Below are 12,735 nucleotides of genomic sequence, written 5' to 3'. Positions count from 1 at the left end.
TGATTTATTTGACTATTCATAGGAACGTGGTTGATCATTCATGCTGTTTTGTTTAAGAAGCGCGACCAATATATTGTTAAAGGATATCTAAGATGAAGAAAACCGATCTTGTGGCTGCTGTAGCAACTACTTCTGAGCTTACTAAAGCCGATGCTGCGGCTGCAACTGATGCTGTGTTTGATGCCATTTCTGGTGCACTTAAAGACGGTGATACTGTGCAACTGGTTGGATTTGGTTCATTCTCAATTTCTGAACGTGCTGCCCGTGAAGGTCGTAACCCACGCACTGGTGAGACAATCCAAATCGCAGCTGCCAAACAGCCTAAGTTCAAGGCTGGTAAAGGTCTTAAAGACGCTGTAAATGCGTAATTAATGGTGGGGACGCTTATCGTCCCCATTCCATTATTGTGTTCTGATTGAAAAATTATATGTTTGGAATTTCAATGGTTTTAATATCATAGTGTTGCCAGACATTATCTCGACCAAAGGGGTCGTTATATAGCCAATCCATTAAGGCATCTTGATCTTTAGCTTCGACAAAAAGCGTAGAGCCTGTCTTATTGCCATTTTCATCAACGATTGTGCCACCCAATAAAAAAGAGCCTTCCGCCTTTTTATTTTGCAGATAAACTAAATGTTCTGCCCATGCCGATTCGCGACGTTGTGGCGCAGCTTCATCGGTTCCATCAAGCGCTGTTATATGAAATTGCATTCGTTTATTCCACGGTCACCGATTTCGCAAGGTTTCGCGGCTGGTCTACGTCTGTACCTTTATGAACAGCCACATGATAGGCCAAGAGCTGTACAGGGATGGAATAGAGGATGGGGGCAACAAAAGGTTCTACATCGGGCATAGCAACGCTTGCCATGGAATGATCCGCCATTTTCTCACAGCCCTGTTTATCAGCCATAAAGATCACGCGACCACCACGGGCAACCACTTCTTGGGTGTTAGAGGCGGTTTTTTCAAAGTTGCTGTCGCTTGGGGCTAAAACGATAACGGGCACGCTTTCATCGATTAAGGCGATAGGGCCGTGTTTCATTTCGCCTGCGGCATAGCCCTCAGCATGGATGTAGGAAATTTCCTTAAGCTTGAGCGCACCTTCCATGGCAATGGGGAAGCTCGCACCGCGCCCCAGATAAAGCACATCACGGGCTTCTGCCACACTATGGGCGATGTCGCGCAAGGACTCATCATGGTTGAGAATTTCTGTAACGCGTGCAGGTACCTCAGCGATGGATTTACACAGGCGGGCCTCTAATGTGGGGTCAATCGCGCCTTTGGCTTTTGCCAAGGCAATGGAAAAACACGCCAAAACGGTAAGCTGTGTGGTGAAGGCTTTGGTTGAGGCAACGCCAATTTCAGGGCCAGCGTGAGTGTGTAATACCGCATGAGATTCCCGCTCCATGGAGCTTTCCGGCACATTCACGATGGACATAATATGCTGGTCTTGGGATTTGGCATAACGAAGGGCAGCAAGAGTGTCCGCAGTTTCACCTGATTGGGAAATAAACAGGGAAAGACCACCTTTTTCCATGGGGGCTTCGCGATAACGAAACTCTGAGGCTACATCAATTTCAACACCGATGCGGGCATATTGTTCAATCCAGTATTTGGCAACCAGCCCGGCATAAAAAGAGGTGCCGCAAGCTACAATGGTAATGCGGGGGATGGTTGCCAGATCAAACGGGAAATCCGGCATGGAAATGGTTTGTGCCGTGGGGTTAAAGAAACTTGCCAGTGTGTCACCAATGACTTGGGGCTGCTCAAAGATTTCCTTAAGCATATAATGGCGATGCTCGCCCTTACCAATGAGCGCACCAGACATGGCGGTTTCACGAATTTCACGGCTGACTTCTTGATCATCTTCATTATAAAAAGTCACCTGATCGCGCTTTAACACCACCCAATCACCTTCATCAAGATAGGCAATTTTTTTGGTCAGTGGCGCAAGGGCCATGGCGTCAGAACCAAGATACATTTCACCTTCGCCAAAGCCAACGGCTAGGGGGCTACCACGGCGTGCACCGATTAAAAGGTCATCTTCACCCGCAAAAATAATCCCAAGGGCAAAGGCACCATCAAGGCGTTTAAGCGTTGTCTTTACTGCCTCAATGGGGCTCACGCCCTCATTCAGGTAGCTTGTAATCAGAAGAGGGACAACTTCACTATCGGTTTCAGAATGGGGCGTGAAGCCTTTTTCAACCAGCTCTGCGCGCAGTTCCTGAAAATTCTCAATAATGCCGTTATGGACCACAGCCACGCGCTCAGTTGCATGGGGGTGGGCATTGGTTTCATTGGGAATGCCATGGGTGGCCCAGCGGGTATGACCGATGCCGATGGTGCCTGCTGTTGGGCGCTCGTTTAATGTGTTTTCAAGATTGATGATTTTACCTTCTGCGCGGCGTCGTTCAATTTTTCCATCAGGCAGGGTGGCAATTCCTGCTGAGTCATAGCCGCGATATTCAAGGCGCTTGAGCCCTTCCACCAATAAGGGGGCAGCTTCTTTTTTACCGATAAATCCGACAATTCCGCACATGGTTTATCTCTCTTATTTTTTCGCCTTGGCCGCAGCTTGGCGGCTTCTGAATTTTTCTGCCCATTTGGCAAAGCTCTTTTGTGGGGCGCGTGTTAGGCCCAGATCACCACTTTTTACATCTTTGGCAATGGTGCTGCCTGCGCCCACATTGGCCCCATCGCCAATGCGCACAGGCGCGACAAGGGCGGTGTTGGACCCGATAAAGGCTTCTGCACCGATATCCGTATGATATTTAAAATAGCCATCATAATTACAGGTGATTGTGCCAGCGCCAATATTGGCCCCGGGCCCCACACGGGCATCCCCAATGTAGCTCAGGTGATTAACCTTGGCACCTTCTTCTATTAGGGCCTTTTTAATCTCAACGAAATTGCCGACCTTGACACCGTCTTTTAAATCCGCACCCGGGCGCAGGCGCGCATATGGCCCCATCACTACACCACGGCCCACATTGCATTCTTCTAGATGGGAAAAGGCCTTAACGGTGACAAAATCATTTACTTTAACGCGTGGGCCAAAAAAGACATTGGGCTCAATCACCACATCTTTACCCAACTCAGTGTCATAACTAAAATAGGTTGTTGCGGGGTCCAGCAAGGTTGCGCCATTGACCATGGCCTTGTGGCGCAGCTGGTCTTGCACGATGGCTTCAGCGCGTGCCAGTTCCACACGGGAATTCACCCCTAAAAGCTCTTCTTCTTCACCTTCAACAACGCTGCAGCTCAAACCCTCTTGGCGCGCTAAGGCGACGATATCGGTCAGGTAATATTCACCTGCCGCGTTGTCATTGGTGATGGCATCAAGCAGGCCAAAAAGTTTTTGGCCGTTGACACACATGACACCAGAATTGCACAGGGTAATGGCGCGTTGTTCTTCAGTTGCATCTTTAAATTCAACAATGGCCTGAAGCGCGTTGGCCTCATCCACCACAAGGCGACCATAAGCTCCGGGGTGATCTGGGCGAAAACCAAGCACGACCACATCACTTTGGGCGCGCGCTTCAATCATGCGTGAGAACGTATCAGGCGAGATCAAAGGAGTATCGCCAAAGGCAATGATCACATTATCTTCATCACCCGCAACCACATCTTTGGCGGCTAAAACCGCATGGCCTGTACCTAAGCGATCGACTTGCACGGCTGTTTTATGGGGGGCAACGGCCTTTTCCAAGGCAGGCATGTCCGGCCCGATAACCGCAATGATCTCTTCAACGCCAGCCGTTTGCAAGTTGGCGATCACATGGTTGACCATGGGACGACCGGCAAGAGGGTGCATGACTTTGGGTTTTGTCGATTTCATGCGGGTGCCAAGGCCCGCGGCAAGTACAATGGCAGCTGATTTTGATGAAGTCATAGATCAATGAGACACATAAAAAGAATGACGCAAATATTTTGTAGTCTTTTTAAGCTGAAAACGGCCAAAGCGCAAATTTAAAGATGCGCCTAAAAGCCAAGAAAAACCTTATTTTTTATCAAATAGGGCGTTTGTGATCTTTTCCAGTGTTAAATTCAGGTCCAAAGGCTTGGTGAGATATTCATCAAAGCCCGCAGAAAGGCCACGCGCCACATCTTTTTCCATGGCGTTGGCACTCAGGGCAAAAACGGGGCAGTCTTGGGTTGGTTTTAAGCCTTCAAAGACTTTATATCCGCTAATGCCGGGCAGGTTGATATCAACTAAAATCAGGTCAAACTTTTGATTATTGGTGAGCTCCAAGCCAAGCTCACCCGTATGAGCGCTGAGCATTTCGACATGGGGGACCTGCTTGATCAATTCTTCAAGCACCAACAAATTGGCTGCATTGTCTTCCACATAAAGGATTTTTTTAGCGGGTGCCTGTTGAGGGGGTACGGGCTGACAAGGTGAGGATTGATGTTCTTCATATTCAGCCTGTGTGTTTTCCCCTTGGGCAAGGGGGATGAAAACACTAAAGCAGCTGCCTTTCCCCGGTGTGCTTTCAACTTCCATATAGCCTTTCATCATTTTAAGCAGGTTTTTGGTGATGGTCAGGCCGATGCCTGTGCCTTCAATCTCGCTATTTTCTTCATTTAAGCGGCTAAAAGGTTTGAAAAGTGACTTCATGCCTTCTGGTGAAATGCCTTTTCCGGTATCGCGCACATCAAAGCGCATGTAGCTCTCGAACGTATTGATCTCTAAAAAAACATGACCATTTTCGGTGTTATATTTGGCGGCATTGGACAGTAGATTAATCAGCACCTGTTTAAGGCGCATCTTATCAGCCGTAATGGTTTTGCGCCTCTCCATCACATGATGGGGCATATCAAAGCTGACATTATAGTTGGACATGATCGGGTTCACCAGATCAAGGCTATCATCAATGACTTCGCCCACCCTGAAGGTTTCAATATTCAGGCTGACTTTTCCGGCCTCGATTTTAGCCAGATCAAGAATGTCATTGATCAGTTCCAGCAGATGTTTACCGCTATTGATAATTTGTCCGATGTAATCCTTTTGCTTTGTATTTAGCGGTGGATCAGAGGGGAAATTGAAAAGCTGGGCAAAACCGAGAATACCGTTCAGCGGGGTTCTGAGTTCATGGCTCATGTTGGAGAGAAAATCGGACTTGGCCTGATTGGCGTTATCGGCTTCGATTTTAGCCTGTTCCAACTTTTTCTCAATTTGGCGGCGTTCTTCAATTTCTTTTTCCAGCACCATGGTGCGTTCATGAACGCGTTCTTCCAAATGATCACGGGCATCTTGTAAGGCTTTTTCAGCGAGTTTGCGCTCCGTAATATCGCGCCCTTCTAAAATGCCATAATGGTTATGCTCGACTTTTACCCATTTAAAATCAAAGAGGTAATAATGTTCAGTTTGATCAGTTGAAAGGCGATGACCTTCAAACAGCATGGAGCCTTCATCAAAACTTTCAATCTGTTTGAGGATCTCTTCCTCAATATGGAAACCGGAAAGGTCCAGTTTGATGAGGTCTTTTTCTGGAATGGAGAAAAGCTCTTTTGCTTTTTGGTTGGAATCCACAATGCGACGGTTTTGCGCATCAATGATCAAAAAGGCATTAGAGGCCAGATCAATGAGTTTTTGAAAACGCTCAAGCTCACTCACATGGGCGCGCAGTTGTGGGTAGTAGTTTTTGCGCGCAGAACGCTCGCCAAGGCCGACGATCTTGGCAAGTTCATCGGCTTGGGGCGTGGGTGGGTTAGAGCGCCTCTTCATATACGCACTCAATATCGCGGCGGTTCGGGGTTCTTGGGTTGGTGATCATACAGGGGTCAATCAAGGCATTATGGGCGAGATCAGGAATGTCAGAAATCTTCACCCCCTTGGCGGCGAGCTTGTCTTTTATACCAACCAGGCTTGAAAGATCTTCAATGGCTTGAAGGACGCGTTTGGTTTTTTTCTTCGTGGGCATACCTTGAAGATCAAGACCAAATTTATCACCGATAATATCTACCCGTTCAGGGACTTCGCTTGCGTTAAATTCCACCACATGGCGCAGCAAAATGGCGTTACATTCCCCATGGGGTAGGTCCAGCAAGCCACCAAGGCTATGGGCCATGGCGTGAACCGCGCCCAAGCTTGCATTGGAAAAGGCCAATCCTGCGTGCAGGCATCCCATGGTGACCTTGGAGCGCATATCCATGTCATTGGGGTTTTCCATCACTTTGGGCAGGGCCTCTAAAAGATAGTCCATACCTTGCAGCGCATGCATATCGGTCATGGAGGAATTGGCTTTTGAAAAATAGGCTTCAATGGCATGAACAAGGGAGTCCATGCCCGTACAAGCCGTAAGATGCGCATCCATGGTCAGGCTGGTTTCAGGATCAATTAGGGAAACATCGGGCACCACGGTTTTGCTGATGATGGCATATTTACGATATTCAGCCAGATTGGTAATGATGGAAAATTGTGAGACATCAGCCGCTGTGCCGCTGGTGGTGGGAATGCAGATCAAGGGTGGGCCGGGGATATCAACTTGATCGACTCCTTCAAATTTATCCACATGGGTCTGGTTGGTGACTGCAATGCCAATGCCTTTGGCGCAATCCATGGGGCTGCCCCCGCCAATGGCGATGACCACGTCACAGTCATGTTCAAGATAAACACGCGCGCCTTCCATGACTTCGGTATTGCGCGGATTTGGCGTGACTTTATCAAACACCACATGGTCGATGTTTTCTTTGGTGAGTTCTCCCACCACATCACCGACCCATCCCGCCTTGATCACGCCGGGGTCTGTCACCACAAGGGCTTTTGTGCCTGCAAAATTATGTACGTATCTGGCTGCGAGTTTTCTTGCGCCCACACCGACAATAAATTCGGGGGCGACAAATTTACGCAGTTCTTGGATGTTACCCATTCTTCCTGCTCCCTAGAAGATTACTATTCATTTTTCTTTTTATTTAAAATAGTGTACGCCACTTATCACGTTTTGTCGATGAGCTGAAAAGATAGGTAGATATGGCCTTTAAAGCGATAATTTTTGATTTGGATGGCACGCTGATTGATAGTGCACCAGACTTGCGAACAGCTTGTAATAAAGTACTGGCCCAACATGGGCGACGCGCCATTACGCTTGTTGAGACCATGAAGTTTGTTGGCAATGGCGCACCCAAATTGGTGGAACGTGCTTTTGCCGCCACCGGTGATGAAGTGAGCCTTGATGAAATACCTGCTTTGACAAAAGAGTTTCTTGGATTTTATGAAGGTCATGAGGCTGATGAAACCAAAGCCTATGACGGGGCGATGGAGTGTTTGAAGGCTTTAAAGGATAAGGGCTATCGCTTGGCCCTTTGCACCAATAAGCCTAAAGGCCCGACTGTGAATTTATTGCGCGATTTGGCAATGGCTGACTTTTTTGAAGTGGTGCTGGGCGGGGATGAGCTTGAGCGCAAAAAACCTGACCCGCAGATGATCCATCATGTTCTTGATCAGTTGAGCTTAAGCGTTGATGAAGCCATTATGGTGGGTGACAGCCCCAATGATATTGATGGGGCCAAAAATGCAGGTATGGCAAATATTGCGGTTTCTTTTGGTTATCGCAAAGTCCCTGTTGAAGAGATGGGCGCGGACCATGTGGTTGATCATCTCAAAGAGATCGTTGAGTTGATCGGCTAAGTCCTATCTTCTTTTGCGCTTTGGCTTGCGGGTGTCTTGTTTATCTTTAAAGTCGCGTCTGCCCTTACCGGAATGGGTGGTGAGGAATTCCTGTTTTTTATGTTTGCGCCCGGTGCGTGAACCTTCACCGCCTTTGCCGCCCGTGCCTTTGGGTTGCCAGCTTGGCACAAGGTGTTTTTTACCATTGCCGATGAGGTCAGCGCGGCCCATATTTTTTAAGGCTTCGCGCAGTAGGGGCCAGTTTTCTGCATCGTGATAACGCAAGAACGCTTTATGTAGGCGACGTTGTTTTAAGCCCTTGGCCGTGCTCACATGTTCAGACCCGCGACGGCGTACAGGCTTGATCGGGTCGCGCTCAGAATAATACATGGCGGTTGAGATCGACATGGGCGTTGGGGTAAAGGCCTGAACCTGATCGGCGCGATATTTATTGCGCTTAAGCCAAAGGGCAAGGTTCATCATATCTTCATCAGAACAGCCCGGATGGGCGGCAATGAAATAAGGAATAAGGTAATATTCTTTACCGGCTTTTTTCGCGGCTAAATCAAACATCTGTTTGAATTTATCGTATGAGCCAATGCCCGGTTTCATCATTTTTGAAAGCGGGCCATCCTCGGTATGTTCCGGTGCGATTTTAAGGTAGCCACCCACATGATGGGTGACGAGCTCTTTAATATAGGTTGGGCTTTTTACCGCTAAGTCATAGCGCAAGCCCGAGCCGATGGAGATTTTCTTAACACCGCGCACATCGCGCGCTTTGCGATAAAGTTCAATCAGGCTTTCATGGTTGGTATCAAGGTTCTTACAGATACCGGGATGCACACAGGATAAGCGCCGACATGTTTCTTGAATTTTATCATCCTTGCAGGCAAGGCGATACATATTGGCAGTTGGCCCACCAAGATCAGAAATTTGCCCTTTAAACCCATCCACCTTATCGCGCATTTCTTCGATTTCATGCAAGATGGATTCATGACTGCGGTTTTGAATGATGCGGCCTTCATGCTCGGTAATTGAGCAGAAAGAACAACCGCCAAAACAGCCCCGCATAATATTGATGGAAAATTTAATCATGTCCCAGGCAGGAATGCGCGCATCACCATATGTGGGGTGTGGGTTGCGCGCATAGGGGTGATCGAACACCCAATCCATTTCCTTAGTGGTCAAGGGAATGGGGGGTGGGGTGATCCAGACATCGCGTTTGCCATGGGCCTGAACCAGCGGGCGGGCATTACCGGGATTACTTTCAAGATGTAAAACGCGTGAAGCTTGGGCATAGACTTCTTTATCATCGCGCACGGTCTCATAAGATGGAATGCGCACAACGGTTTTTTCTTCCCCGCGTTGCTCACGCATGGGCGCTTCATCAATGGAGGACATGTCAACTTCTGTCCAGTCATCTAATGAAGCATCGCGCATTAAGGCACAGCCGCGCACATCAAAGAAGGTTTTTGGGTCTTGATCCTTGGCAATGCGATGGGCGACTTCCACAAGGGCGCGCTCGGCATTACCATAAAGCAGGATATCGGCCTTACTATCAAGCAAGATGGAACGGCGCACTTTATCAGACCAATAATCAAAATGGGCAATGCGGCGCAAAGAGGCTTCAATCCCGCCAATGACAATGGGCACACCTTTATAGGCTTCGCGACAACGTTGGGAATAAACCACAACGGCGCGATCAGGGCGCTTGCCACCTTCATCATTGGGGGTGTAGCTGTCGTTTGAGCGAATGCGACGATCCGCCGTATAACGGTTGACCATACTGTCCATATTGCCGGACGTGACACCAAAAAACAGATTGGGTTTGCCCAGTGCTTTAAACGGGTCAGCCGTTTGCCAATCGGGTTGGGCGATAATGCCAACGCGGAAACCTTGGGCTTCAAGCGTGCGCCCGATCACCGCCATGCCAAAGCTGGGATGATCCACATAGGCATCGCCTGTGACTAAAATAATGTCGCAACTGTCCCAACCAAGCTGGTCCATTTCTTCTTTGGACATGGGCAAAAAAGGCGCCACACCGAAACGGTGCGCCCAATATTTGCGATAGCTGGTTAGCTCAGATGTTTTGTTCTTATTTGGGGACTGTGGCATAATACATAATGGTCTATAATTTGATGTGTGTTCTACCCAGATTATGGAGAGAATACCAGATAAATCCGACCTGGCTTGTCGGTTTTCAAGCCCTGTTGGTAAAAAAATAATGAAACTACGTTTTTAAAAGCAGGCAAAAAAGATGCTAAAACTCAATAAACATAAAGCAATCTGTGCCTTAGCGAGTGCTCTGGATTATGTCGGTGTTGATGACCTTTTTCATGGTCACCGTGTGGGGGCTATGGCCTTACAGATGGCAAAACATATGGGATGGTCCGATAGGGACTGCCTTTTTGTTACTCACCTTGGATTGCTTCATGATTGCGGGGTGTCGTCTTCGCTAGAACATGGCAGCCTGACCAAAGAGATGGAATGGACAGGTGCACAAGAGCATTGTATCCGCGGTTATGAGTATCTTAATAACTGTTCCTTGTTAAAAGAATTTGCACTGCCTGTGCGCCACCATCATGACCGATGGGAATGTCTGACCAATTTAGATCTGCCGGACAAGATAAAACGTTTGGCTAATTTGATCTTTCTCTCAGACCGTATTGACGTGCTGGCCGCGCATGAGCGTGCCCAAGACCCTATGCATAGCCCGTTGATTTTGATTAAATCAGGTATTTTTGATCAAGTGAAAAAATCATCTGGTGATCTGTTTGATCCTGAGCTTGTTGATGTGTTTCTAGAGGTGGCACAGGCCGATGCTTTTTGGTTTAACTGTGGGCCTGAAGCAATTGAAAGTCTTTTGGATGGGTTGCAGCCCGAAAATGACCAACTTCATATTTCCGGTCAGAATGTGCATGATTTCTCCTTGTTAATCGGGCGTATCATTGATGCGAAAAGCCCTTTTACCCACGAACATTCCGTCAAGGTCGCCAAACTATCGCGCTATATGGCTGAGCTTTGTGGTTTTAGCGGTAACGTTCTAGATGATATTGAGGTTGCCGGGCTTCTTCATGATGCCGGTAAATTGCGTGTGCCTGATGAAATTCTGGAAAAAGCCGGACCGTTGGATGTGCAAGAACGCGCGGTTATTCGCCGTCATAGTTTTGACTCCGCACTGGTTTTACATAATGTGATCCCGGATAGCCGGATTACGCGCTGGGTTGCCATGCATCATGAGCGTTGGGATGGCTCGGGCTATCCTTATAGTTTGGATAAAACTCAGATTGAGCGCGAAGCCCATATTTTGGCGGTGTGTGATGTTTTTCAGGCCTTGGTGCAAAAGCGCCCTTATCGTGAAAGCTTAAGTGCGGATGTGGTGTTGGATATCATTTCCAAGCAAACGGAAGAAGGCGCGTTTGATCCAGAGCTTATTACTTTGCTGGAAACGCATCTGACCGAATTTTATGTGATGGCGAGCTGATTATTTGGGTGGTGTGCAGATTGGGAAATCAATAAAGAAAGTTGTGCCTTCACCGACAACACTTTCAAAACTAACTTCTCCGCCCATGGCCTTGGCAAGGCGCAAGACAAGGGGCAGGCCCACGCCTGTACCTTCAACCATTTCATCAATGCGCTGGCTGCGAAAAAACGGCTCAAAAACCTTTTCACGGTCTTCCTCGCTAATGCCGTAGCCTGTGTCTTGTACAAATAACTGGATGGTTTCCTCATCAGGATTACGACACCCAATGGTGACTTTACCGCCTTCACGATTATATTTAATGGCATTGTTAATCAGGTTGAGCAAAACCTGTTTTAAGCGGCGTCGGTCCACATGGACATAACAGTCTGAACCGGGGTTGCCGATGATCTCGATATTTTTCTCATTGGCCAGTGGGGTGCAGATGGCATAGCACTCTTTAAACACTTCAATGGGCTTAAATGTTTCAGGGGAAAGAGGGATTTTACCACTTTCCACATGGGCCATATCCAGCACGTCATTGACCAAACTTAAAAGCAGGTTACCCGCCTGAATAATTTGGCTAAGCCAGTTTTGTTCTTTTTCACTAATTGATTTATTGTGGTTTTGGTCCAGCAATTGGGCAAAGCCGAGGATGCCGTTAAGTGGTGTGCGCAATTCATGGCTCATACTGGAAAGAAAGGCTGTTTTGGCGTTACTGGCTTTTTCTGTATCGCTGAGGGCTTGTTTAAGCTCAGCGGTGCGTTGTTGCACGAGTTGGTCCATGTTTTCATTAAGTTCAAGCAGCTCATCATGGGCTGTTTTGAGCTCAAGTGATTTTTTAATGGTAAAGAGTGTGATGGCTACAAGGGTGAGAATGATGAAAAAGATTGCAAGGCCAAAACGCTCAAAAATCGACTGAATAATATGGGGGTGCCCGGCTATATTAAGGATAGCTGTCGTTGTATTGGAGTTTGACAGGATAGGGATTTGAACCCCATCCCCAGAAGGGGTGTTTAAACTTAGGCTTGGTAAGTCATAGTCTTTGGAAATATCATTCCAAAAACGCTCTGAGGCATGTTTTAGGACAACCAGAACATATTTTTCAGAAGCTTTGCGTGTTTTGTTTTGCGCCTCTTGAGAGGACTGATAGGTAAATGCACCCACCCCCAAGACATATAATTTTCCGTCAATATTAATCCAGTCTGAGATGACTTTATAGTCTTTAGGCGCTGTGTTGCGAAGCTGGTTTGCAAGCTTGAGGATATCGGGAATTGTACTGAGCTTAGAGGGCAATTCATGATCGCTATTAAAGCGCATGAATTTTTTATTTTGCGGGTCAAGAACGAGTGTTGTGATGAAATCATATGTTTCGATCATATAAGAGCCGATATTGTCATCGGCAAATTCCATATTTTTCTTTTCAATGATTTCTTCAACAGCTTCATTCCACAGGGTGTATTCCTGTACTGCAACACCCACGTGTTTGGGTTGTTGGTTTATGACGGCTTTTACAAAACGGCTGCGTTCTTGGTTAATCCGGTGGTCTTGAATATGGACAATATCAAGGACAAAATAGCTCATGATGACAAGAGCCGATATAGGGGCCAGAACAAGTGCGAATATGCGTTTTCTCACAAACCTCATAGTGCCCCTTCAGATCTAT

At 47.5% G+C, this 12,735-nt stretch carries 10 protein-coding genes; 3 read left to right on the top strand and 7 right to left on the bottom strand.

The features are described 5' to 3' along the window. Nucleotides 1-92 precede the first annotated feature (92 nt). Entirely contained in the window at nt 93-368 is a 276-nt protein-coding gene (locus tag MTBPR1_RS17250) for an HU family DNA-binding protein (protein WP_069190289.1), read from the top strand. 55 nt (nt 369-423) lie between these two features. On the opposite strand, the gene MTBPR1_RS17245 is transcribed toward MTBPR1_RS17250, so the two are convergent. The 5 genes from MTBPR1_RS17245 to ercA all read right to left on the bottom strand — a co-directional run bounded on the left by MTBPR1_RS17245 (nt 424) and on the right by ercA (nt 6,872). Then, entirely contained in the window at nt 424-711 is a 288-nt protein-coding gene (locus MTBPR1_RS17245) for a YciI family protein (protein ID WP_069190288.1), read from the bottom strand. A 4-nt stretch (nt 712-715) separates the two neighbouring features. Next, complete coding sequence (glmS, locus tag MTBPR1_RS17240) at nt 716-2,539, bottom strand: glutamine--fructose-6-phosphate transaminase (isomerizing) (RefSeq protein WP_069190287.1); 1,824 nt, start codon at nt 2,537-2,539, stop codon at nt 716-718. Between the two features lie 12 nt (nt 2,540-2,551). After that, the gene (glmU, locus tag MTBPR1_RS17235; protein WP_069190286.1) at nt 2,552-3,892 is read right to left on the bottom strand and encodes a bifunctional UDP-N-acetylglucosamine diphosphorylase/glucosamine-1-phosphate N-acetyltransferase GlmU; all 1,341 of its coding nucleotides are present in this window, start codon (nt 3,890-3,892) and stop codon (nt 2,552-2,554) included. 108 nt (nt 3,893-4,000) lie between these two features. Next, the gene (locus tag MTBPR1_RS17230; RefSeq protein ID WP_069190285.1) at nt 4,001-5,728 is read right to left on the bottom strand and encodes a PAS domain-containing hybrid sensor histidine kinase/response regulator; all 1,728 of its coding nucleotides are present in this window, start codon (nt 5,726-5,728) and stop codon (nt 4,001-4,003) included. Beyond that, on the bottom strand, nt 5,712-6,872 hold the full coding sequence (ercA, locus tag MTBPR1_RS17225) for an alcohol dehydrogenase-like regulatory protein ErcA (RefSeq protein ID WP_069190284.1): 1,161 nt from the start codon (nt 6,870-6,872) through the stop codon (nt 5,712-5,714). Before ercA ends, MTBPR1_RS17230 begins: the two co-directional genes overlap by 17 nt. A 101-nt stretch (nt 6,873-6,973) precedes the next feature. Between ercA and gph the strand changes: the two genes are divergently transcribed. Continuing rightward, nucleotides 6,974-7,630, top strand: a complete 657-nt coding sequence (gene gph, locus MTBPR1_RS17220; RefSeq protein ID WP_069190283.1) for a phosphoglycolate phosphatase — start codon at nt 6,974-6,976, stop codon at nt 7,628-7,630. Between the two features lie 3 nt (nt 7,631-7,633). Here the strand turns inward: gph and MTBPR1_RS17215 are convergent, their stop codons facing one another. Next, nucleotides 7,634-9,724: a YgiQ family radical SAM protein gene (locus MTBPR1_RS17215; protein ID WP_069190282.1), complete on the bottom strand. Its 2,091-nt coding sequence runs from the start codon at nt 9,722-9,724 to the stop codon at nt 7,634-7,636. Nucleotides 9,725-9,866: 142 nt separating this feature from the next. On the opposite strand from MTBPR1_RS17215, the gene MTBPR1_RS17210 reads away from it, so the two are divergent. After that, nucleotides 9,867-11,093, top strand: coding sequence for an HD-GYP domain-containing protein (locus tag MTBPR1_RS17210; RefSeq protein ID WP_069190281.1), 1,227 nt, complete (start codon nt 9,867-9,869; stop codon nt 11,091-11,093). Here the strand turns inward: MTBPR1_RS17210 and MTBPR1_RS17205 are convergent, their stop codons facing one another. Next, the gene (locus MTBPR1_RS17205) at nt 11,094-12,653 is read right to left on the bottom strand and encodes a sensor histidine kinase (protein ID WP_069190280.1); all 1,560 of its coding nucleotides are present in this window, start codon (nt 12,651-12,653) and stop codon (nt 11,094-11,096) included. It abuts the gene before it with no gap. Nucleotides 12,654-12,735 lie beyond the last annotated feature (82 nt).

It is taken from the genome of Candidatus Terasakiella magnetica, assembly GCF_900093605.1.
GTDB lineage: Bacteria > Pseudomonadota > Alphaproteobacteria > Rhodospirillales > Terasakiellaceae > Terasakiella > Terasakiella magnetica.
Note: the sequence above shows the minus strand (reverse complement) of the source record. Positions and strands in the feature narration are given on the sequence as shown.